The following is a 22,082-nucleotide window of genomic DNA, read 5'->3' as shown; positions in this document are numbered from 1 at the left end:
CCAGAAAGTCTCCCAGATTTCAGCAGAGGTATCAGCAGGCGAGCGTGCGGACATGACCCGCAGCACCGTAGTCGAGAATGGCACGGTCACGCGTGATGATGGTGAGGTCGTGTTCGCGGGCGGTGGCGATGAGAATGCGGTCCGCTGGATCGCGATGGATAGGATCGGGCAGGAAACAGGATTTCATGAGAATGTCGGAGGACACATTAGCAAGCCGCGCGGCCAGTCTCGCGACGGCTTCTTCGAACCACAATTTCGGATCCCTGCGGATGATCAGGCGTCCCTTGCCGACCAGCATGCCGATTTCCCATGCGGAGAAAATCGAAACCCACACGCGATCGGAAACCGGTTCGATACTACGCATCACGCGCTGCGCCTCGGCGCCAATGGCTTCGTCCTCGGCAAGATAGATCAGGGCGCAGGTATCGAACAGATAACGCTCAGTCCTCATAGGCTTCGACCCAATCCGGCTCGACAGGAGCAGTCAAATCCACCCCCGCGGCGATCGTGACGGTGCCCTTCATGCATCCTCGCACACGATCGTAAAAATTGGTCGCCTCGAGATCGAGGCCTTCCTGCCGCATACGCCGGGGACGTTGTTCGGCAGGGAACTCGGAAACATCCGTCGCACTGTCATAACTGGTTTGATTATCCTCAGCGAAACCAATGACACCTCCCCGCCGATGCGCGGCGATTTCAAGCGGCGATACCTTGAGATATTCCGCCACGCCATCCTGCTCCTCGGCGCTCATCTTGCGCTCGCCCTTCAGCATGCGGGAAACGGAACTCGGATCGAGCTTCAGATGTTTGGCCAGCTCGCTACTCGACGAGCCGATTTCCTTCAGCCTTGCGAAAAACCAGTCACTGTCGATCTTGACCATGGCGCCATCCTCGAAAACCAAATTCAACCTAGGCGATTATCGAGAAAAACTCAACAATCGCCGGAAATCGGTTGCAGTTTCCTCACGCCCTTTCGAACCCGCGCGCCACCTCCCAGTCGGTCACCCGCCGGTCATATTCCTCCTGCTCCCACTGCGCCGCACGCGTATAATGATCAATCACGTCATCGCCAAAGGCTCGGCGCAGCATGGCGGATGTCGTCATCGTTTCGGTTGCAGCGCGCAGCGTCACCGGGATTTCGCGCACGTCCTTGACACCATAGGCATCCCCCACGAAAGCCGGCTCCAGCGCCATCTTCTGCTCGATGCCGTCAATACCCGCCGCGATCAGTGCCGCCATGGCGAGATACGGGTTGAGATCGGCCCCACCGACACGGCATTCCACACGCACCGCCTTGGTGTCCTCTCCGCAGAGCCTATAACCGGCGGTGCGATTGTCCTTCGACCACACGGCCTTGGTGGGCGCAAACGTGCCGGCCACGTATCGCTTGTAGGAATTGATGTAGGGCGCCAGAAAATAGGTGATCTCGCCGGCATGGGCGAGCAGGCCGGCAATATAGTGCCGCATCGTTTCCGACATGCCGTGTTCGCCATTCTTGTCGAAAAACAGCGGCGTCTTGCCATCCGCGCTCCACAGCGACTGATGGATATGCGACGATGAACCGGCGGCCGAATAATGCCACTTGGCGAGAAACGTGATGGCCTTGCCCTTGAGGAAGGCGATTTCCTTGCAGCCGTTTTTGACGATCACATGCCGGTCGGCCATGGTCAGCGCGTCGGTATAACGGACGTTGATCTCCTCCTGCCCCGCCGATGCCTCACCCTTGGAATTTTCCACCGGAATACCCGCGCCCTGCAGGCCGGTGCGGATGGCCCGCATCACATCCTCTTCCTTGGTGGTCTGAAAGATGTGGTAGTCCTCGTTATAGGCGCTGGCGAGTTTCAGGCTGCGATAACCGCTCTGCTCCGCCTGTTCATAGGTCTGGTCAAACAGAAAGAATTCCAGCTCCGTCGCCATGAAGGCCTTCATGCCCATGGTTTCCAGCCGCGCCACCTGCTTCTTGAGAATGGCGCGCGGCGAATGCGGCACTTCCTCATGGGTGTGGTGATCCAGCACGTCGCACAGCACCAAAGCCGTGCCCTCCAGCCACGGAATGCGCCGCAGCGTCGAAAGGTCCGGCTTCATCGTATAATCGCCATACCCCTTCTCCCAGCTCGTCGCCTTGTAGCCGGAAACGGTCTCCATCTCGATATCGGTGGCCAGCAGATAGTTGCAGCTATGGGTCTCCTTCCAGGCGCTTTCGACGAAAAACTCCGCCTGAAAACGCTTGCCCATCAGCCGGCCCTGCATGTCCACCTGACAAGCAAGAACAGTATCGATGACGCCATCGGAGACGTCAGCCTTCAGGTCTTCGAATGTGTATGCGGTGGTCATGCTGCTCCCACTTTCATGTCCATGTCGGATAAATCGGCCGGCGGCATTGCCGCCGGCCCCTCCTCATCATCCGGTCAGGCGCGCGCTGCCGCCGAAGCTGCGATCGCCTTTTCCTTGTGTTCCAGCGCAAACTCCTCTTCCGGCGACAGGATCAGCTTGTGACGGCCGATCAGCGCGAAATAGGCAATGGCGACTGCGAACCATACGGCCACCCACAACACGCCCTTGGTGAAGTTCGGATCCTGCACCTGATAGACCAGCGTCACGCAGGCGATGATCACCGTCAGCGCCGCACCCGGAATTCCGAGCGGCGAACGGAACGGCCGTTCGATGTTCGGCAGGTTTTTGCGCAGCAGGATGAAGGAGATCGCCTGCATGATGTAGGAGAACATTGCTCCGAACACCGCCATGTTGAGCAGCACCGCGCCGATGACGCTGCCGCCGGCTTCTGCCCCCAGCGAGAACCAGATGACCAGCATGACGGCGAGACCGACGGCTGCACCGGTCAGCATGGCAATATGGGGTGTGCGGAATTTCGAGTGCGTGATCGACAGCACGGTCGGGAAATAGCCCGCACGCGACAGCGAATAGATCTGACGGCCCTGCGCATAAAGGATCGTATGGAAGCTGGCGATCAGGCCGGTGAGCGCCACGAGGCCGAGAACCACCACGCCGCTATCGCCGTAAACCGCCTTGAACCCGTCGAGCAGCGGCTCCAGCGCCGAACCGAGATGGAAGGCGCCGACGCCCGGCAGCGACGGGTTGAGCAGCACGATCATGAAGGCGGACACCATCAGCGTGATGATGCCGAGAATGATGCCCTTGGGCATGTCACGCTTGGGATCGACCGATTCTTCGGCAGCCAGCGGCAGCTGCTCGATGGCGAGGAACAGCCACACGGCAAAAGGCAGTGTCGCCAGCACGCCGGAAAAGCCGAAGGGGAACCAGGAACCATTGCCTTCCGGCAGTTCGATCGCCGCACCGTCCGGCCCGACGCCGATATTCAGCGCCCAACGCGAAAAATCCATGTTCGGGATGGCGCTGATCCAGAAGAACACCAGCACAGCCAGCGAAATCAGCGTGATCACCAGTGTCACCTTGAACGACAGTTCCAGCCCAAAAATGTTGAGTCCGAGGAAGACCGCGTAGAAGAACACCCACAAGAGCGGCGAATAGACCGGGTCCAGCCCTAGAATGGTGTTCACGTAAGCGGTAATGAACGTCACGATGACGGCGGGCGTCAGCACATATTCGACGTTTTCGCAAAGCCCGGTGATGAACCCGCCCCATGGACCCATGGCGGTACGGGCAAAGGAATAGGCCGCACCGGTATGCGGCAAAGCCGGGCTCATTTCGGCGATAGAGAATGTCAGGCCGAGATACATGATGGCGATGATGATGCCGGCCACCAGCATGCCGCCCCAGCCGCCCGTGGCAAAACCAAAGTTCCAGCCGGAGAAATGGCCGGAAATGACCGCGCCGACGCCGAGCGCCCAGAGCGACCATACGCCCGCATAACGGGATAGATGTCTTTTTTCGAAATAGGATGCGTCAGCCTTTTTGTAGCTGACCCCTGATGATGAATTGTCCATGCCTTCTCTCCTGATCAAAGAAAAAACAGGCGACCGGCCGGAATGGCCGAGCAACGCCCCCAGTACGATTTTCGGCATCGCCCGATATTTCGGTGTCGGCGCCGGACATTAGCTGTTTCCCTAGAAGTCTTTCGTCAGGCGTCCACGAGGCTTTCGCGCAGCAGACCCGTCAGGAAATCGGCCACGAATCCTTGGCCGACATCATCTGTAATCAAATCGTTCCTTATCTCGATCATGACATTGAGAAGCCCTGGCCCGATGGCATGGACTTCCAGCGTGTGGGTCACGCCATCGGCGGCCCCGTAAGGTTCGTTGCGGGCGATCAGGTACAGGTTTGTATCGGCAGCCGCCGCCAGCATGCGATCGGCCAGCCGACTGTCCCGATCATGCAGAAAGCCGATCTCCACTTCGCGCTTCTGGCCGTAATAGACCGGCGTAAAGCTGTGCACCGTCACCAGCACAGTCGCCCTGCCCGCTTTTGTCCGGGCAGCAATTTCCTGTGCAATCCGTCCCTGAAACGGCAGATAGAGCGCCGCAGTTCGCCGCGCCTTCTCCGCCTCCGACAGGTTCTCGTTGCCGGGAATGCGAAACACTTCACTGACATCGCGCATCGCAGCCGGCGACGTCGGCGGCCTGTTGCAATCATAGATCAGCCGAGAAAATCGCTGGTAGACCAGCACGGCATCCAGATTTTTCGCGATGCGTTGGGAAACAGCAAGAGCGCCGGGGTCCCAGGCGATATGCGATGTCAGCGCATCGGCCGGCAGACCGAGATCGCCATAGCCTTCGGGCAGCCGGTTGGAGGCATGTTCGCAGACCAGCAGCACATCGCTGCGACCACCGGCATTGTCGACCGCAACCGGATCGCCATCCGCCTCTGTCAGAACTGCAGACTGCACCAACATGCATGCCCCGCCGGGTTGGTTAAAAAACCATCAAGAAAAGAATTCTTCATCTTTTGGTTGAGGTCAATCGCCTTTCTGAAAGAATCTTTTCAATGCCGCCATTGACAGGAGCCACCGCTCGATTGTTAATTTCGCTCAAACCGGCAAAGACCGGAGGGGAACATAGCATCCGTGCCAGAGACCTCGCGCACAGTGTCAGACGTCATACGCCGCGGCTACGACGGACTGACGCCGACCGAGAGGAAACTGGCGGATAGCCTGCTGGAGAACTATCCGGTGTCTGGGCTTGGCAGCATAACCGCGACTGCGGAAAACGCCGGTGTTTCGACGGCGACGGTGGCGCGCGCCGTGCAGAAACTTGGCTTCAAGGGTTATCCCGAATTCCAGCTGCGCCTGCATCAGGAGCTGGAAGCAACGATTTCCAACCCGATCGCCAAGCACGATCACTGGCAGGACCGCTGGGCCGCGCGTGCCCCCGATACCCATATCCTCAACCGCTTTGCCGAAGCCGTGACCGACAATTTGCGCGACACGCTAGCCGAGATCGACATCGCGGCGTTCGACGGCACGACGGCTCTGCTGCAGGATCTGGATCGCCACCTCTATTTCATCGGCGGCCGCATCACTGGCTCGCTTGCCGAGTATTTTTTCACCCACATGCAGGTGATCCGGCCACGCACCACGCTGATTTCCAACAATTCCAGTTCATGGCCGCAGCATGTGCTCAACATGAATGCCGGCGACGTTCTGGTGATCTTCGATATCCGCCGTTACGAGCAGGAGATGGCGACGCTGGCGGAAGCCGCCAAAGCGGCCGGCGTCGTCATTGTCTTGTTCACCGACCTCTGGGCCTCGCCGGTGGTCCGCCATGCCCGCCACACGTTCAAATCCCGCATCGAGGCGCCCTCCGCTTGGGATTCTTCGGTGGTCACGCTGTTTATTGTGGAAGCGCTGATCGAGGCGGTACAGAGTGCAGGCTGGGAAACCACCCGCAAACGCATGCATTCCTTGGAAAATCTTTTCGAGCGAAGCCGTCTTTTCCGCCGTTTGGGGAAAAACGATCGCGTAAAAGAGGAGTGATCCACTAAAATCCGTGGAAATCCAAAGCTTTGCATTGATGCATGCTCAGCTGTGCATACTGTCACATACGATACATGAACCGGCTCTACGAGTGTCGCCCGACACGAACTGAAAACCTCAGGAGGATCCCGTGATCACCAAGACCAAACGTCTTCTGTCCATCACCACCGCCATGGTCGTTGCTTCGACCAGTTTTGCCTTCGCCGAGCCGAGCGCAGAGCTGATCGCAGCCGCCAAGAAGGAAGGCTCGCTCACCACCATCGCTCTGCCCCACAGCTGGTGCGGTTACGGCGACATCATTGCCGGCTTCAAGGCCAAGTACGGCATCGAAGTCAACGAACTGAACCCGGATGCAAGCTCGGGCGACGAAATCGAAGCCATCAAGGCCAACAAGGGCAATACCGGCCCGCAGGCGCCTGACGTCATCGACGTCGGTCTCTCCTTCGGCCCATCCTCCAAGGCTGAAAAGCTGATCCAGCCCTACAAGGTATCGACCTGGGCTTCGATCCCGGACGACGCCAAGGATGCTGAAGGTTACTGGTACGGCGATTATTACGGCGTTCTCTCCTTCATCGTGAACACCGACATCGTCAAGAAGGTCCCGAAGGACTGGAAAGACCTGACCGGTTCGGACTACGCCAACTCGGTTGCTCTCGCCGGTGACCCGCGCTCGTCCAACCAGGCCGTTCAGGGCGTTTACGCCGCCGGTATCGCCGCTGGCGAAACCGATGCCACCAAGGCTGGTGAAGCCGGCCTTAAGCTGTTTGCCGAAATCAACAAGGCCGGCAATTTTGTGCCCGTCATCGGCAAGTCCGCTTCGCTCGCTCAGGGCTCCACCCCGATCGTCATCGCCTGGGACTACAACGGTCTGTCCTGGCGCGACACGCTGAAGGGCAACCCGCCGCTCGAAGTCGTCGTTCCGGAAACCGGCGTTGTAGCCGGCGTCTACGTACAGGCGATCTCGGCCTTCGCACCGCACCCGAACGCTGCCAAGCTGTGGATGGAATACATCTACTCCGACGAAGGCCAGCTGGGTTACCTGAAGGGCTATTGCCACCCGATCCGCTTCAACGATCTTGCCAAGAACAACAAGATCCCGAAGGAAATGCTCGACGCCCTGCCGCCGGCCGCTGCCTATGAAAAGGCAAAGTTCCCGACGCTCGACGATCAGGCCGCTGGCAAGACCGCAATCACCACCCAGTGGGACAAGGTTGTTGGCGCCAACATCCAGTAATGTCTGAAATCGGCCTCCCCGTTTCAACGCGGGGAGGCTTTTATTCCTCCGGCAGAAACGGCGGCATTGATGTCCACCGCATCCCCCTTCATCGACCGTCGCACGATCATCGACTGGCTCGGCATCGCGCCGTTCATGATCTTTGCCCTGATGTTCCTGATCGTTCCGACGCTTTATCTCGTCACCGGCGCGTTTTTTAACGCCGAAGGTCAGTTCACCTTCCAGAACATCGCCGACCTGTTTACGCCGACCATTCTGTCCGCCTACTGGATCTCGATAAAGGTCTCGCTTGCCTCCTCGCTCGGTGGCGCGCTGATCGGCTTTGCGCTGGCCTGGGCGATCGTGCTCGGCGGCCTGCCCTCGTGGATCCGCAACGGCCTTTTGACCTTTTCCGGCGTCGCCTCCAACTTTGCCGGCGTGCCGCTCGCCTTCGCCTTTATCGCCACGCTGGGCCGCACCGGCCTCGTGACGGTCTTCCTGCGCGACTGGTTCGGCTTCAATCTCTATTCGACCGGCTTCAACCTTCTTTCCTTTTTCGGCCTGACCATCACCTACATGTTCTTCCAGATCCCGCTGATGGTGCTGATCCTGACGCCAGCTTTGGACGGCCTGAAAAAGGAATGGCGTGAGGCTTCCGAAATCCTCGGTGCCTCGACATGGCAATACTGGAGGATGATCGGCCTGCCGATCCTGTGGCCGAGCCTGCTCGGCACATCCCTGTTGCTGTTCGCCAACGCCTTTGGCGCCATCGCCACGGCCTATGCGCTGACTGGCGCCTCGCTCAACATCGTGCCGATCCTGCTGTATGCGCAGATCCGCGGCGACGTGTTGCATAACCCCAATCTTGGTTATGCACTGGCGCTCGGCATGATCGTCATCACCGGCCTCTCCAACGTGCTGTACATCTGGCTGCGTATGCGCGCCGAACGCTGGCAAAAGTGAGGGCGCGACCATGAAGATGAGCAAATTTTTCGCCTGGCTCGCCATCGCCGTCGGCGTCACCTATTTCTTCGTGCCGCTGCTTGGCACGTTCGAATTTTCGCTGCGCATGCGCCGAGGCGAATATTCGCTGGATGCCTATGGCTCGGTGTTTTCCGACGTGCAGTTCCAGCAGACATTTGGCTTCTCGATGCTGATGGCGCTGTTCACCATCGCCTTCGGCATGCTGCTGGTCGTGCCCACCGCCTATTGGGTACGCCTGCGCCTGCCGCAGATGCGCCCCTTCGTGGAATTCGTCACGCTGATGCCGCTGGTCATCCCGGCCATCGTCATCGTGTTCGGTTATCTCAGGCTCTACAATTCCTCATCCTACATCCCCTTCACCGGCTCGACCTTCGGCACCAATATCCTGCTGGTGATGTCCTATATCACCCTGTCGCTGCCCTATATGTACCGCTCGGTCGATACCGCCATGCGCACCATCGACGTGCGCACGCTGACGGAAGCTGCCGAAATCCTCGGTGCCAAATGGCCGACCATCCTGTTCAAGTGCATCTTCCCGAACGTCATGTCGGGCGTGCTGTCGGGCGCCTTCATCACATTCGCCATCGTCATCGGCGAATTCACCATGGCAGCGCTGCTCAACCGTCCGGCCTTCGGCCCCTATCTGCAGTTGGTCGGCGCCAACAAGGCCTATGAGCCTTCGGCACTCGCCATCATCGCCTTTGCCATCACCTGGCTTTCCATGGGCCTCATCCAGCTCGTGTCGCGCTTCGGCAAGCTGACACAGTCCCGTCCTTAAAGGTTTTCCCAATGCCCTTTCTCGCACTCGCAAACATCAAGAAGAGCTTTGGCCAGACCCAGGTCGTCCATGATTTCAACATGGCGATCGAAAAGGGCGAGTTCATCTCCTTCCTCGGCCCGTCCGGCTGCGGCAAGACGACGATCCTGCGCATGATCGCCGGCTTCGAGCAGCCGAGCGGCGGCACGATCCATATCAACGGCAAGGATCAGACGCGACTGAAACCCAACCAGCGCAATATCGGCATGGTGTTTCAGGCCTACGCGCTCTTCCCGAACATGACCGTGTTCGACAACGTCGCCTTCGGCCTCAAGGTCGCAGGCCAGCCGAAAGCCGAAATCGAGACGCGGGTGAAGGAGATGCTGAAACTCATCCATCTCGAACATCTGGCCGACCGTTACCCCTACCAGATGTCCGGCGGCCAGCAGCAGCGCGTGGCACTGGCGCGCGCGCTTGCGCCAAAGCCGCAGGTCCTGTTGCTGGACGAGCCACTCTCCGCTCTCGACGCAAAGATCCGCGTGTCGCTGCGTGAGGAAATCCGCCAGATCCAGCGCCAGCTCGGCATCACCACCGTTTTCGTTACCCATGACCAGGAAGAGGCGCTGTCGATCTCCGACCGCATCGTCGTCATGAATGCCGGCCGCGCCGACCAGATCGGCACGCCATCTGACATCTACAACCGCCCGACCACACGCTTCGTCGCCTCCTTCGTCGGCACGCTCAACATCATTGAGGCAACGATCGTCGATCCGGCCGCCGGCACCGTGATGATCGGCGACCAGACGATTGCACTGCGCGAATCGATAGCCGACAAGACCGGTGGCGAAACCATCTCGCTGGCTTTGCGCCCGGAAGCGGGCTCGCTGTCCGAAAGCGCCAAGGGCGACACCGCCCTGACCGGCAAGGTGGTTTCGGCAAACTTCCTCGGCTCGGTGGTGCGAACCCGCATCGCGGTGGGCAAGAACACTGTCTCGTTCGACATGTTCAACTCGCCGGATCTCGTCATGCCCGCGCCCGACGAGGTCGTAACCCTGCGCTTTTCGGCCGGCGATCTTCTCGTGATCCGCGACTAATTTTAGCGGGCGCTTGTGGAAAAAGCGCCCGCGCCGCAATTTGTGATCACCGATTACGAAAAATCGTAAAAGGCCGTGAGGGCAGAAGAACGGGCGACGCGGCCTGTTTTATGACTTCGGGCCGAAATGACAACATAAGCCCTGTTTTCCCGGCATTCTGGGCTGCAAGACAATGCGGCAGCGCACAATAAATTGGACCATCGAGCGCCACTCCGTTTCGCCCAAATCTCGCCAAGCAGCCTACTTTCACCGGCTTTCTACCCTTGCCAAGCTAAAAACTTTTTGAAAGACCGGAGAGGCACAAGAAAGAAAGGCAGGGTTCATGCGGAACACCGACAGCGTTTCAATCTTCGAGATGTTCTCCGAGATCGCCGTGGCGATCAACGAAAACAGCCACCGGCTGGTGCACCTGACGGACCAGGAAGGCCGCGGCGACCACGGTGCGATCACACCCGACATGTTCGACGCCATCGAGGCAGCTCTTGCCGGCCTTGAACCGTCCGAATGGACCCCCGGCCGCTATTTCGACCTTGCTGCCGAAACCCTGCTGACCATACCAGGCGTCGCACCTCGCCTCTATGCCAGCGCATTCCGCCGCGCCGGCAGCGCGCTGATGCGCAAGCGCTCCATTCTGGCTGAAGACTTTGGCAACGCCTTCGCCGCGATGGCGACAAGCTTTCGCGACCATGCCGAGCGTGAACCCGGCGGTGCCGAGATCGCCAGCGTCTGGCTGCGGGCGGCAAAAGCCTATTCCGCAGAGGCGCAGGCGGGTGGTGGAATTCCGGCCTGCCTCGAGGCGGCCACCACGGCGGCCGAAGACAAGCCGGCAGGGTTTCCCGCACGCGGCGCAGGTGAACTGTCATCCATCCTCGTCATCCGCGCCATGCGGGATGCACTGAGCCAGGAAAATTGAAATCTTCGAAGGCACGCGTCATGCGGGTGTCATTTGTCTTTTCTAGCGTCGGCCCATGCATGATGATGACATCTTTATCGACGACGCCCTGATCGCCCGTTTGCTGCGCCAGCACACACCGCAATGGGCCGATCTGCCGTGCGAGCGGATCACGTCCTCCGGCACGGATAATGCGCTTTACCAACTGGGTGATACGCTTTTGCTGCGGCTTCCACGCCGTGGCCACGCCATTGATTTGATCGCCAAGGAACTCGACTGGCTGCCGCACATGCAGGGCCTCCCGCTCTCCGTGCCCAACCTGCGCTACCGCGGCACGGCCGATCTTAGCAAACCGGTCGATTTCGGCATTTTCGACTGGCTGGACGGTGATCTTGCGACACCGGACAAGCTTGCCGATCCTGTTGAGGCCGCAGACGATCTCGCCGCGTTCCTGCGCGCGCTGCATGAAAAAGACACGACAGGCGCCCCACGTTCCGGCCCGCTTAACAACCGGCGTGGCGTTGCGCTCGATGACCTGTCGCCGGTCACGCGCCCCGCCATTGACATGCTTGCCGACGAGATCGACAGCGAAGCGGCGCACCGGCTGTGGAAACGGGCTTGCGCTCGCCCCCTGCCGAAACAATCCGTCTGGCTGCACGGCGATCTGAAGGCCGACAATCTGCTTGCCCGAGATGGGCGGCTGCATGCCGTTCTGGATTGGGGACTTGCTGCCGTTGGCGATCCGGCGGCCGATTACGCAACGGCCTGGGTCTGGATCGATCCCGCCGCCCGCGACCGCTTTCGCGAGGTTCTCGGCTTATCGGATGACGACTGGCTACGGGCGGAAGGCTGGGCGCTTTATGGCGCGGTCATTGCACTCAGCTATTATCGCGACGGCCGCAACGAGGCGCTGTGTCGGCAGTGCCGGTTGACGCTGAGCAGGCTGCAACTACTCCTCGCCTGACCGTACTGACCCAACCAGTATCCCTCGCGATGTCACCCTCGGGCCAGTCCCGAGGGTCTAAACACGGTGCCAAGATCTGGAGTTGGCAGATGCTCGGGACAGGCCCGAGCATGACGGTGTTGGAACGACGCGGCCTTACGCCGCCTCATCCTTGGCCGCACCGCCAACCACATAGTTCAGCACCGGCCCGAGCCAGCGCTCGATCTCCTCGACCGCCATGCCCTTGCGTGCCGCGTAATCTTCCACCTGATCGCGCTCCACCTTGGCGACGCCAAAATAATAACTGTCCGGATGGCCGATATAGAGGCCGGAGACGGACGAGCCGGGCCACATGGCGTAGCTTTCGGTCAGAATAACACCAGTTGCTTCCGTCGCGTCGAGCAGGCGGAACAGCGTATCCTTTTCCGTATGATCGGGCTGGGCCGGATAACCGGGTGCCGGACGAATGCCGGCATATTCCTCGTGGATCAGCTCGTCATTGCCAAAAGTCTCATCCGGCGCGTAACCCCAGAATTCCTTGCGGACGCGCTGGTGCATGTGTTCGGCGAAGGCTTCGGCAAAACGGTCGGCCAGCGCCTTGACGAGGATCGACGAATAATCGTCGTTCGCCCGCTCAAACCGCTCTGCAATCGCCACTTCCTCGATCCCGGCAGTGACGACGAAACCGCCAACATAATCTTGTCTGCCGCTATCGACCGGCGCAACGAAATCCGACAGCGCCACGTTCGGGCGGCCATCGCGTTTCGACAGCTGCTGACGCAGCGTGAAGAAGGTCGCGGCCTCTTCCGTGCGGCTCTCGTCGGTATAGACGCGGATATCGTCACCCACCGTGTTGGCCGGCCAGAAGCCGATGACGGCACGCGGACGGAACCAGTTTTCCGCGATGATCTTTTTCAGCATGGCCTGTGCATCGGTCCACAGCTGGCGGGCTGCCTCACCCTGCTTCTCGTCTTCGAGAATGGCCGGATAACGCCCCTTCAGCTCCCAGGTCTGGAAGAACGGCGTCCAGTCGATATATTTCGCCAGTTCCTCAAGATCGTAGCCTTCGAACACCTTGGTGCCGAAGAACTGCGGCTTGACCGGGCTGTAGGCATCCCAATCCACCTTATGGGCATTGGCACGGGCACGCGCCAGCGGTAGGCGGATCTTGTCCGCTTCCGAGCGGGCGTGAGCTGCCGCCACCTTGGCATATTCGGCGCGGATGTCGGCGACGTAGTTTTCACGACCGTCTTCCGCAAGAAGGTTCGAGACGACGCCCACGGCACGCGATGCGTCGGTGACGTAGACCGTCTGGCCCTTGTCATAACCCGGATGGATTTTGACGGCCGTATGGACACGGCTGGTCGTCGCGCCGCCGATCAGCAGCGGGATGTCAAATCCCTGCCGCTGCATTTCGGCAGCCACATGAACCATCTCGTCCAGTGACGGGGTGATCAGGCCGGACAGGCCGATGACATCGACCTTCTCGGCAATCGCCGTCTCCAGAATCTTGGTCGCGGGCACCATCACGCCGAGATCGATGATCTCGTAATTGTTGCAGGCCAGAACCACGCCGACGATGTTCTTGCCGATATCGTGGACATCGCCCTTCACCGTCGCCATCAGGATTTTCCCCGCAGCCTTGCGCTGGTCGCCGCCGTTGAGACGCTTTTCCTCTTCCATGTAAGGCAGAAGCACGGCCACGGCCTGCTTCATCACACGCGCGGATTTCACCACCTGCGGCAGGAACATTTTTCCCGAACCGAACAGGTCGCCGACCACGTTCATGCCGGCCATCAGCGGGCCTTCGATGACATGCAGCGGGCGCTCGGCCTTCAGGCGGGCTTCCTCGGTGTCTGCCTCGATATATTCGGTAATGCCGTTGACCAGCGCATGCGAGATACGCTCTTCGACGGAGCGTTCGCGCCAGGACAGATCCTGCACGCGTGCCTCACGGCCCGGACCACCACGGAAACGTTCCGCCACTTCCAGCAGCCGTTCGGTGCCATCGCTGCGGCGGTTCAGCACCACGTCTTCGCAGGCCTCACGCAGTTCCGCGTCGATCTGGTCGTAGACGGCCAACTGGCCGGCATTGACGATGCCCATGTCCATGCCCGCCTGAATGGCGTGGTAGAGGAACACGGCATGCATCGCCTCGCGCACCGGCTCATTGCCGCGGAACGAGAAGGACAGGTTAGAAACGCCGCCAGAAATATGCACGAGCGGCATTTTTTCGCGGATCGTGCGGGTCGCCTCGATGAAGTCGACGCCGTAATTATTGTGTTCCTCGATGCCGGTGGCAACCGCAAACACGTTGGGATCGAAGATGATGTCTTCCGGCGGGAAACCGGCCTGTTCGGTCAGGATCTTGTAGGCTCGAGAGCAGATATCGACCTTGCGCTGATAGGTGTCCGCCTGTCCGGTTTCATCGAAGGCCATGACGACGACGGCCGCGCCATAGGAGCGCACCAGCTTCGCCTGACGGACAAAATTCTCTTCGCCTTCCTTCAGCGAGATCGAGTTGACGATCGACTTGCCCTGAACGCATTTCAGGCCCGCTTCGATGATCTCGAATTTCGACGAGTCGATCATGATCGGCACGCGGGCGATATCCGGCTCGGCGGCGATCAGGTTCAGGAATTCGACCATCGCCTTTTCACTGTCGATCAGGCCTTCATCCATGTTGATGTCGATGACCTGCGCGCCGTTTTCCACCTGATCGCGGGCGACTGCGAGAGCGGCGGTATAGTCACCGGCGGTGATCAGCTTGCGGAATTTGGCCGAGCCGGTGACATTGGTGCGCTCGCCAACGTTGACGAACGGAATGTCCTTGGTGAGCGTGAAGGGTTCCAGACCCGACAGCGACATGAACGGCTTGTGTTCCGGGATTGGGCGCGGCTTGTGCTTGGCAACGGCTTCGGCAATGGCGCGAATATGGTCCGGCGTCGAACCGCAGCAGCCGCCGACGATGTTGACGAGACCGTCGCGGGCAAAACCCTCGACCTGTGCGGCCATGATTTCCGGCGTTTCGTCATACTGACCGAACTCGTTCGGCAGGCCGGCATTAGGATAGGCACAGATGAACGTGTCGGCAACGCCCGACAGTTCCTGCAGGTGCGGACGCATGGCGTCGGCACCGAGCGCGCAGTTGAGGCCGATCGTGAACGGATTGGAATGGCTGACCGAATCCCAGAAAGCGGTCGGCGTCTGGCCGGAAAGCGTGCGGCCGGAAAGGTCTGTGATCGTGCCGGAAATCATCACCGGCAGGGTGATGCCCTTGGCGGCAAAACGCTCATTGCAGGCGAAAATGGCAGCCTTGGCGTTCAGCGTATCAAAGATGGTTTCGATCAGGATGATGTCGGCGCCGCCGTCGATCAGGCCGTCGATCTGCTCGCCATAGGCAATCCGCAGATCGTCGAACGAAACGGCGCGGTAACCGGGATTGTTGACGTCGGGAGAAATCGACGCGGTGCGGTTGGTCGGGCCGATGGCGCCGGCCACGAAACGGCGCTTGCCATCCTCGCGTTCGGCACGCTGGCAGGCGCGGCGCACGATCTCGGCGCCCTCCTTGTTGAGGTCGTAAACTGCACCTTCCATCTCGTAATCGGCCTGCGCGATGCGGGTCGAGGAGAAGGTGTTGGTTTCGAGAATATCGGCCCCCGCCATGGCGTAGCGATAATGGATATCCTCGATCGCCTGCGGCTGGGTGAGGATCAGAAGGTCGTTATTGCCCTGCTGATGGCAGGCGCAGCCGATAAAACGGTGGCCACGGAACTGGTCTTCATCGAAGCCCAGCCCCTGGATCTGCGTGCCCATGGCGCCATCAAGCACGAGGATGCGTTCGCTGGCAGCCTTGCGCAGCGCCTCGAACACTTCATTGCCGTCGCGGACAGCCCCTTCAGGACCGAAAACAGTATCGAACACGGCAAACTCCCTTGACGTCATGGATTTCAAACACCCAGATCACATAAAGATATCTTTATGTCAATATATGACGGATGTTATATGGGCCTGTCCTCGCCCGATTGCACACCATGGCCGATGACAGACTCACACCCGCCCTATATAGGCATTCGGCAAACTGTTGTGCACGAAATTGGAGGATTATCATGGCATTGGCAGATCGGGATCTCGGCAACTGGACAACCCGCCCTTACCATCGCGACTGGCTGACCGCGCAGGCAAACGGCCTTTTCAGCTTCTTCCAGCACAATTCGATCAATCCCAAGGGCGGCTTTTACGATCTCGATGATCACGGCAAGCCTTTGGATGCGAATGGTCAGGTGCGCAACATCCACATCGCCGCCCGCGCTGTTCACTGCTTTGCCATCGGCACGCTGCTCGGCCGCCCCGGCGCATACGATGTCGTCGATCACGGCATGGATTATCTCTGGAACCACCACCGCGACACACAAAACGGCGGATATTTCTGGTCGCTTGATGACAATGGCCCGGTCGATGCCAACAAGCAGGGTTACGGCCACGCTTTCGTGCTGCTGGCAGCTTCCTCGGCCAAACTCGTCGGCCATCCGCTGGCGGACAAGATGCTGGCCGACATTACCGAGGTCATCAACACCAAATTCTGGGACGAGCAGCACGGCGCGATCGCGGAAGAATTCACACCCGACTGGCAGCCGCTCGACGGCGGCAATTACCGCGGCCAGAATTCCAACATGCACCTCACCGAAGCGCTGATGGCGGCCTTCGAGGCGACCGGTGATGCCGCATATCTCACCAAGGCCGAACGCATCGCCGATCTCGTCATCCGCCGGGCTGCCGGTTCAGTGAACTGGCGCGTTGCAGAACATTTCGACACGTCCTGGAATATCGACAAGGCCTATTACCACGAGAACGAAATGTTCCGCCCCGCCGGCACTACGCCGGGCCACTGGCTGGAATGGGCGCGCCTCATCCTGCAGCTCTGGGTACTCGGCGACAAGATGCACGAATGGATGCTGGACGCGGCAAAGAACCTGTTCGAGCAGTCGATGGTGCTCGGCTGGGATGATGACAAGGGCGGCTTTTTCTACACGCTCGACTGGGACGACAAGCCGGCAAAGCGCAACAAGCTGTGGTGGCCTGCCTGCGAAGGTGCGGGTGCTGCCCATTTCCTCAATGAGCACCTGCCCTCGGATTTCCATGAGGAAAACTACCGCAAAATCTGGAACATCATCGAGCGCCGTTTCATCGATCATAAGAACGGCGGCTGGCATGAGGAACTGACGGAAGACCTCGTGCCTTCCCATGACCTGTTTCCGGGCAAGGGCGATATCTACCACGCCCTGCAGGCCTGCCTGATCCCGCTCTATCCGGCGACCGGCAGTGTCACGCGCGGCATTCTGGAAGCCGGCAAACGCTGATCCACATCACGTCTTTGCAAAACAAAACAGGCGGCTGCATTTTCGTGCAGCCGCCTGTTTCATGAAGAAATTCTTTTAAGGATCAGATCTGGCCGATCCGGCATTCCGAAACACGACGGGCAGAACCGTAATCACGCTTGAAGGACGCTCCCGAAAAATCCTTGCGAGCAAACTCCACCAGTTCCTTTTCGGTCAACTGCAGCACACCATCGGCAAATGTGCCGGTCGCTGCGATATCGTCGGTTGCAAGTGGCGTGGCGACTGGTCTGCTAAACAACATCTGTGCTTCTCCCGTGTGCTGTCTGAAACGCGCAAAACACGTTTCGGTTCCTCACTCTCCCCAGTGAAGATTAACAAATTAACCATTAAATTTAACGGAAGCATGTCAGAAGCGCCATCTGACGAAAATGTCAGATCGTTTGTTTGACGAGATCGGCCAGACGGCGGATTTCATCGGCCACCTGCCGCAAAATCTGCGCCGCCAAGGCGTCCGGCAAGCTCGCCGATTCGCGCCGCAGCATGTCCAGATCGGAAACGATTCCCGTCGGAAGCGAGGCGGCGCCCTTGCCGATATCGAGCAATTCCCGCTGGGTTTCGATCGCCGCCGCCGCCCGCGCCACGAGGATCTTGCGCTGATGCGGTTTGACGTCGCCGATCGACCCGGCGGCCGTCGTCAACTCCGCAACCAGTGCGCTGGCGGCGGTCACACGATAATTCTGATTGGCGTTTTCCATCATTGTCCGGCGGTCAAGGTTGTCAGAGAGACGCTGTTATCGCATCGGCCATTACCGAAGCTTGCGACCCCTGTCCCCGTCAGTGCCGCACAAGGGCCAGCAACCGCACCGTCGTCCCCAGAAACTGCGGGGCCCCGTCATTCCTGCGCGCCGTAAACCGGCCAGAAGCTGTCGCGCACCACCAGTTCGGGGATGACGCGCTGGTGAAACGGCGGTTCATCGGGATTGTCGATTCGCCGTTGCAGCAGTTCCACAGCCCGGTCTGCCATCACGATCGGATCCTGCCGGAACGTAGTCAGACGGAAACCGAGCCATGCCGCTTCCGGCACGTCGTCGAAACCGATCACGGCAACATCCTCCGGCACCCGCAGCCCGCGCTCACAGCGCAGGTGGTCAAGCAGACCGAAGGCGATCAGGTCATTGGTGCAAAACACCGCATCAGGGTGGTCATCACCGGCAAACAGTTTTCGCGCGACAGCCAGACCCGTCGTATAATCGGACTCCGCACCACCGCGCGCCACGGAGGTGCGACAGCCAGCCGCCTGCGCGGCCTCGATAAATGCCGTCTCACGTTCCAGAATGCTCGGCGTGCCGGAAGACGAAGTGGCCACCGCCAGATGTCTGCGCCCTGCCCCGGCGAAAACATCGGCCGCCTTGCGCGACGCCTCCGAATTGCCGGCATGCACATGGTCGGCATTTGCTTCCGAGCGGCCGATCATCACAAGCGGCTGGCCATTGCGCTGTGCCTCTTCGAAAAACGCCGCCGGCGGCGAACCGGACAGCACGATGGTGGCTTCGGCGCGATGACCGATCAGCATTTTTTGCGCCGCCAGCAGTTCGGCTTCGGTCTGCCCGGTATTGATGAGGATGGGGATGCTGCCACGGCGGATCAGCGCCTTGGCAAGCGCTGCCGTCAGATGCGCGCGAAACCCCAGTTCCGGCTTCATGGCGACGATGCCCACCAGCCGGCTCTGGTTGTTGAGCACGCCACGCGCCAGATCGTTGACGTGGTAACCAAGCGCCTTGGCCGCCGCCTGCACCTTTTCGCGGGTGGCAGGTGCCACGCTTGCACCCTTGGTGAAGGTGCGCGACACCGCCGAGCGGGAAACGCCGGCCAGTTCCGCCACCTGCTGGGCGCTGACGAAACGCATTCTGTTGGCTTGCGATTTGTCTTCGTCTGTCATCTCAGCCTCAATGTCCGACACGCGACAGCACGTCGGCTTTCAGGAAACGTTCCACCAGGAGCATGAACACCAGCGATGGCACGAGCAGCAGCAAGGCCGTGATCGAGGCGATCTGGTAATTGCCGCCGGATGCGCTGGTGTAGAGGAGCAGCGGCAGCATGTTGACGTCAGGCGCGCCGACAAAAAAGCTGCCGGTAAATTCGTCGAGGCTTTCCAAGAACACGAAGATCGCGCTCGCCATCAGGCCGGGCGCCGCCAATGGCAAGGTCACATCGCGGAAGGTCCGCATCGGCCCCGCACCGATATTGCGTGCCGCCTGCTCCAGTTCCGGATCAATGGCGGAAAAGGCGGCAGTGGCGATCCACACGGCGTAAACTACGCCATGCGAGACATGCACGAGCACAACGCCGGGGATCGTGCCATTGAGGCCGATTTCATAGAATATGCGGGCGATATTGACGTAGACCGTCAGGTTCGGAAACGCCTGCGGGATGAGGAAAGCCAGCAGGATGAGGCCCCGCAGCGGCAGTTTCAGCCGCGCCAGCGCATAACCTGCCGGGATCGCCAAAGCCAGCGCCACGGCCACCGTCAGAAGCGCCACGACCAGCGAATTGCCGAGCGATTCCAGCGCGCCGCCGCGCGGTGCAAACACCTTTGCCCATGAACTGAACCCGTATTCGAGCGGAAACGTGTGCGGGAAATACCATTTCTCCGTCACGGTCCAGAGCAGCATGTTGAACAGTGGCCCAAAGATGAAAAAGGCCATCAGTCCGAAAATGATGCCGCGCGGCACCCACCAGAGGGCGGCAAGATTGTTGCGCAAGGCGGTCATGTCCGCTCCTTCAGGCTGATGCGGAGATAGATCCAGGCGACCGACGAGGCGAGCACCAGCGAGATCAGGCCGAGCGCATTGGCGACGCCGTAATCACCATAGGCATTGACGCGGAAAGCGATGTCGGCGGTCAGCATGGTCGGCGTTTGGGCGTTGATCATCAACGGCACCGACAGCACCGACATCATGGTGACGAAGGAAAGGATCAGGCCGACGGTGAGCGTCACCGCCACCTGCGGCACGATGATTTCGAAAAGGACGCGCAGTTTCGAGGCACCGAGATTACGGGCCGCCTCGATCGTATCGCGGTTGAGTGAGGCCATGGCGCCGGCCACCAGCAGCGCCACGAACGGCGTCTGTTTCCACACGAAAGCGAAGACGATGCCGCGCCAGTCGAGAAAACTCACCGTATCGAGCGGCGTCATCAGCCCGAGACTGACGGCGGTATTGTTCATCATGCCGTTCTTGGAGAGGAACGTGCGCATCAACTGCCCGACGACGATGAAGGGAATGAACATCGGCCAGCGATAGAGAAAGCGCAGCGCCGCCACGGCGAGCGGATGGCCGCCGAGTGTCAGGTAACCGCCAATGGCGATCGAGGCAAAGCCGATCAGCACGGTCGACAGCGACACGATGACGACAGTGAAAATGATGTCCTTCGTGTAGAGATCGAAGGTTTTTGTGAAATTGCCCCAGCCGAAGGAGCCATCGACCTGAAATGCGCCGACAGCCGACATGATCAGCGGCAGGATGAACAACAGCGCGATCACCGCCAATGCGGGCAGGACGAGGAGAAGACCGAGGAGACGTCTGGACATGGGTTTGCTCGCTGAGTGCGACTGCACGTGATTTCTTCTCCCCAGCGGGGAGAAGATGTCCGAAGGACAGATGAGGGGGAAGCACCAACGCAAGCAGGCGCGAACAGAAGCGTCGAATGTGCCGCCCTGCCCCCCCTCATCCGGCCCTTCCGGGCCACCTTCTCCCCGAGGGGAGAAGAAAAAGCTTGAGGCTTACTTCACCGACTTCTCGTAAGCCTCGAGGATCGCCGAGTTGTACGGAGCGATCGGGAAAGGCTTGCCGTTTTCAGCCAGATCGGCCGGCGAGATGTCGACAAAAAGCTTGTTCCAGGTGGCGTCGTCGAGTTCGGCCTTGACCTTGTCGGCGTCGATGCCCGGATACCAGTTGAAGCGCTTGACGATGCCTTCGGCCTGTACCTTCGGGCTGGTGGCAAGCGCCACGAACTTTTCGGCGAGGTCCTTCTGGGCGGTCTTTTCAGGGATGACGTAATGCATCGGCTGTCCCGGCATGCCCGGAGCCGGCAGAACCAGCTTCATGGTCGGCGGCAGCTGGCCGCTGGCCTGCCACGAATAGAACATGTCGACCCAGACCGGGCCCATGGCGATTTCGCCGCGCGACAGCAGGTCAAGCGTGCCGGCATTGCCCGGCGTCAGCGTCGCATTGGTGGTGAACTCGGCAAGGCTCTTGAAGGCGCCGTCCCACTTCTTGGTGTCATCGGCGTTGAACGGGCCGTTCATGAGCACCTTGGCATCGCTGTCGCCGAAGGCGTAGATCCAGCCCATCACGAAGGACACGCCGGAAGCGCCGCCCTTGATGCCGTTATAACCGAACTGTTTTGGGTGGGCCTTGGCCCACTCGGCCAGATCCTTGTAGGTCTTGGGCGGGTTCGGAACGAGATCGGGGTTATAGGCAATCGCCGTCTGGCTGTTGAACATCGGCATGACGTAACCGTCGACATTGGTGCCGAGCGCCATCTTGGCATTGCCACGTGTTACCAGCTTGCCGGTGTCGATATCGTCGCGATACTTTGCGAGATACGCCTTGGTGACCATCGGGCCAACGAACTTTTCGTGGACGACGGCAACGTCGACATCCCACTTTTCGGACTTGGCAGCAGCCTGCGCGTCAAAACGCTCCAAGAGTTTCTGCGAACCGGCATCGCCCGGGCCGGTGCCCACGGCGCGAACCGTGTTGCCCGGATAGGTCTTTTCGAACAACGGTCCGAGATACTGGTTGATGTAATCGACCATGTTCTGGTCGCCGGCAGTGGCAACCGTCAGTTCCGCGGCCTTGGCCGGGAAGGCAGCCGAAATACCGGTAAGCGTGACGGCGATGGCAGCGTAGGAAAATCTCTTCATGGGTCTCTCCAGAGATTGAAGT

Annotated in this window: 20 protein-coding genes; 8 read left to right on the top strand and 12 right to left on the bottom strand. The window is 60.0% G+C overall.

The window, feature by feature from the left end; translation table 11 throughout:
* Positions 1 to 31 precede the first annotated feature (31 nt).
* From EDF70_RS04690 to EDF70_RS04670, 5 genes are all read right to left on the bottom strand, one after another.
* On the bottom strand, positions 32 to 451 hold the full coding sequence (locus EDF70_RS04690; protein ID WP_132272144.1) for a type II toxin-antitoxin system VapC family toxin: 420 nt from the start codon (positions 449 to 451) through the stop codon (positions 32 to 34).
* The gene (locus EDF70_RS04685; RefSeq protein WP_132272143.1) at positions 441 to 881 is read right to left on the bottom strand and encodes a helix-turn-helix transcriptional regulator; all 441 of its coding nucleotides are present in this window, start codon (positions 879 to 881) and stop codon (positions 441 to 443) included. The genes EDF70_RS04690 and EDF70_RS04685 overlap by 11 nt, the downstream gene beginning before the upstream one ends.
* Positions 882 to 963: 82 nt before the next feature.
* Positions 964 to 2,334 (bottom strand): glutamine synthetase family protein, encoded by a 1,371-nt coding sequence (locus tag EDF70_RS04680; RefSeq protein ID WP_132272142.1) that lies wholly within the window; start codon positions 2,332 to 2,334, stop codon positions 964 to 966.
* A gap of 74 nt (positions 2,335 to 2,408) precedes the next feature.
* Positions 2,409 to 3,926, bottom strand: a complete 1,518-nt coding sequence (locus tag EDF70_RS04675) for an amino acid permease (protein WP_132272141.1) — start codon at positions 3,924 to 3,926, stop codon at positions 2,409 to 2,411.
* Between the two features lie 134 nt (positions 3,927 to 4,060).
* On the bottom strand, positions 4,061 to 4,831 hold the full coding sequence (locus EDF70_RS04670; RefSeq protein WP_132272140.1) for an N-formylglutamate amidohydrolase: 771 nt from the start codon (positions 4,829 to 4,831) through the stop codon (positions 4,061 to 4,063).
* A gap of 171 nt (positions 4,832 to 5,002) precedes the next feature.
* Between EDF70_RS04670 and EDF70_RS04665 the strand changes: the two genes are divergently transcribed.
* The 7 genes from EDF70_RS04665 (at position 5,003) to EDF70_RS04635 (ending at position 11,815) form a co-directional block, all read left to right on the top strand.
* The gene (locus EDF70_RS04665) at positions 5,003 to 5,911 is read left to right on the top strand and encodes a MurR/RpiR family transcriptional regulator (protein WP_132272139.1); all 909 of its coding nucleotides are present in this window, start codon (positions 5,003 to 5,005) and stop codon (positions 5,909 to 5,911) included.
* A 130-nt stretch (positions 5,912 to 6,041) separates the two neighbouring features.
* Entirely contained in the window at positions 6,042 to 7,145 is a 1,104-nt protein-coding gene (locus tag EDF70_RS04660) for an ABC transporter substrate-binding protein (protein WP_132272138.1), read from the top strand.
* Positions 7,146 to 7,214: 69 nt separating this feature from the next.
* On the top strand, positions 7,215 to 8,087 hold the full coding sequence (locus EDF70_RS04655; protein ID WP_132272137.1) for an ABC transporter permease subunit: 873 nt from the start codon (positions 7,215 to 7,217) through the stop codon (positions 8,085 to 8,087).
* Positions 8,088 to 8,097: 10 nt separating this feature from the next.
* Positions 8,098 to 8,886 (top strand): ABC transporter permease, encoded by a 789-nt coding sequence (locus EDF70_RS04650; RefSeq protein ID WP_132272136.1) that lies wholly within the window; start codon positions 8,098 to 8,100, stop codon positions 8,884 to 8,886.
* 11 nt (positions 8,887 to 8,897) lie between these two features.
* Positions 8,898 to 9,959, top strand: a complete 1,062-nt coding sequence (locus EDF70_RS04645) for an ABC transporter ATP-binding protein (RefSeq protein WP_132272135.1) — start codon at positions 8,898 to 8,900, stop codon at positions 9,957 to 9,959.
* Positions 9,960 to 10,281: 322 nt separating this feature from the next.
* Positions 10,282 to 10,872, top strand: a complete 591-nt coding sequence (locus tag EDF70_RS04640) for a DAK2 domain-containing protein (RefSeq protein ID WP_132272134.1) — start codon at positions 10,282 to 10,284, stop codon at positions 10,870 to 10,872.
* Positions 10,873 to 10,927: 55 nt separating this feature from the next.
* Positions 10,928 to 11,815, top strand: a complete 888-nt coding sequence (locus EDF70_RS04635; protein WP_132272133.1) for an aminoglycoside phosphotransferase family protein — start codon at positions 10,928 to 10,930, stop codon at positions 11,813 to 11,815.
* A gap of 135 nt (positions 11,816 to 11,950) precedes the next feature.
* On the opposite strand, the gene metH is transcribed toward EDF70_RS04635, so the two are convergent.
* The gene (metH, locus tag EDF70_RS04630; RefSeq protein WP_132272132.1) at positions 11,951 to 15,718 is read right to left on the bottom strand and encodes a methionine synthase; all 3,768 of its coding nucleotides are present in this window, start codon (positions 15,716 to 15,718) and stop codon (positions 11,951 to 11,953) included.
* Positions 15,719 to 15,903: 185 nt separating this feature from the next.
* Here metH and EDF70_RS04625 point away from each other — a divergent pair, with 185 nt between their 5' ends.
* Positions 15,904 to 17,154 carry an AGE family epimerase/isomerase gene (locus EDF70_RS04625; RefSeq protein WP_132272131.1) on the top strand — a complete coding sequence of 417 codons (1,251 nt, stop codon included), beginning with the start codon at positions 15,904 to 15,906 and terminating at the stop codon, positions 17,152 to 17,154.
* A gap of 82 nt (positions 17,155 to 17,236) precedes the next feature.
* Here the strand turns inward: EDF70_RS04625 and EDF70_RS04620 are convergent, their stop codons facing one another.
* The 6 genes from EDF70_RS04620 to EDF70_RS04595 form a co-directional block, all read right to left on the bottom strand.
* The gene (locus tag EDF70_RS04620; protein ID WP_132272130.1) at positions 17,237 to 17,434 is read right to left on the bottom strand and encodes a hypothetical protein; all 198 of its coding nucleotides are present in this window, start codon (positions 17,432 to 17,434) and stop codon (positions 17,237 to 17,239) included.
* 130 nt (positions 17,435 to 17,564) lie between these two features.
* A complete protein-coding gene (locus EDF70_RS04615) occupies positions 17,565 to 17,861 on the bottom strand; it encodes a hypothetical protein (protein WP_132272129.1) in 297 nt (98 codons plus the stop codon).
* A gap of 164 nt (positions 17,862 to 18,025) precedes the next feature.
* Positions 18,026 to 19,072, bottom strand: coding sequence for a LacI family DNA-binding transcriptional regulator (locus tag EDF70_RS04610; protein WP_245519039.1), 1,047 nt, complete (start codon positions 19,070 to 19,072; stop codon positions 18,026 to 18,028).
* 7 nt (positions 19,073 to 19,079) lie between these two features.
* The gene (locus tag EDF70_RS04605) at positions 19,080 to 19,904 is read right to left on the bottom strand and encodes an ABC transporter permease subunit (RefSeq protein WP_132272128.1); all 825 of its coding nucleotides are present in this window, start codon (positions 19,902 to 19,904) and stop codon (positions 19,080 to 19,082) included.
* Positions 19,901 to 20,722, bottom strand: a complete 822-nt coding sequence (locus tag EDF70_RS04600) for an ABC transporter permease subunit (protein WP_132272127.1) — start codon at positions 20,720 to 20,722, stop codon at positions 19,901 to 19,903. The genes EDF70_RS04605 and EDF70_RS04600 overlap by 4 nt, the downstream gene beginning before the upstream one ends.
* A gap of 192 nt (positions 20,723 to 20,914) precedes the next feature.
* Positions 20,915 to 22,060, bottom strand: coding sequence for an extracellular solute-binding protein (locus EDF70_RS04595; protein WP_132272126.1), 1,146 nt, complete (start codon positions 22,058 to 22,060; stop codon positions 20,915 to 20,917).
* Positions 22,061 to 22,082: the final 22 nt, after the last annotated feature.

This window comes from Neorhizobium sp. JUb45, from assembly GCF_004343585.1.
Taxonomy (GTDB): Bacteria; Pseudomonadota; Alphaproteobacteria; order Rhizobiales; family Rhizobiaceae; genus Neorhizobium.
The sequence above is the reverse complement of the archived record's forward strand: the minus strand, read 5'-3'. Positions and strand labels throughout refer to the sequence as shown.

Coding starts and splice junctions, on each gene's coding strand:
- EDF70_RS04680 (WP_132272142.1), bottom strand. CDS start 2,334: ATGACCACCGCATACACATTCGAAGACCTGAAGGCTGACGTCTCCGAT.
- EDF70_RS04690 (WP_132272144.1), bottom strand. CDS start 451: ATGAGGACTGAGCGTTATCTGTTCGATACCTGCGCCCTGATCTATCTT.
- EDF70_RS04640 (WP_132272134.1), top strand. CDS start 10,282: ATGCGGAACACCGACAGCGTTTCAATCTTCGAGATGTTCTCCGAGATC.
- EDF70_RS04605 (WP_132272128.1), bottom strand. CDS start 19,904: ATGACCGCCTTGCGCAACAATCTTGCCGCCCTCTGGTGGGTGCCGCGC.
- EDF70_RS04600 (WP_132272127.1), bottom strand. CDS start 20,722: ATGTCCAGACGTCTCCTCGGTCTTCTCCTCGTCCTGCCCGCATTGGCG.
- EDF70_RS04645 (WP_132272135.1), top strand. CDS start 8,898: ATGCCCTTTCTCGCACTCGCAAACATCAAGAAGAGCTTTGGCCAGACC.
- EDF70_RS04635 (WP_132272133.1), top strand. CDS start 10,928: ATGCATGATGATGACATCTTTATCGACGACGCCCTGATCGCCCGTTTG.
- EDF70_RS04610 (WP_245519039.1), bottom strand. CDS start 19,072: ATGACAGACGAAGACAAATCGCAAGCCAACAGAATGCGTTTCGTCAGC.
- EDF70_RS04670 (WP_132272140.1), bottom strand. CDS start 4,831: ATGTTGGTGCAGTCTGCAGTTCTGACAGAGGCGGATGGCGATCCGGTT.
- EDF70_RS04655 (WP_132272137.1), top strand. CDS start 7,215: ATGTCCACCGCATCCCCCTTCATCGACCGTCGCACGATCATCGACTGG.
- EDF70_RS04625 (WP_132272131.1), top strand. CDS start 15,904: ATGGCATTGGCAGATCGGGATCTCGGCAACTGGACAACCCGCCCTTAC.
- EDF70_RS04595 (WP_132272126.1), bottom strand. CDS start 22,060: ATGAAGAGATTTTCCTACGCTGCCATCGCCGTCACGCTTACCGGTATT.
- EDF70_RS04620 (WP_132272130.1), bottom strand. CDS start 17,434: ATGTTGTTTAGCAGACCAGTCGCCACGCCACTTGCAACCGACGATATC.
- EDF70_RS04675 (WP_132272141.1), bottom strand. CDS start 3,926: ATGGACAATTCATCATCAGGGGTCAGCTACAAAAAGGCTGACGCATCC.
- EDF70_RS04650 (WP_132272136.1), top strand. CDS start 8,098: ATGAAGATGAGCAAATTTTTCGCCTGGCTCGCCATCGCCGTCGGCGTC.
- EDF70_RS04685 (WP_132272143.1), bottom strand. CDS start 881: ATGGTCAAGATCGACAGTGACTGGTTTTTCGCAAGGCTGAAGGAAATC.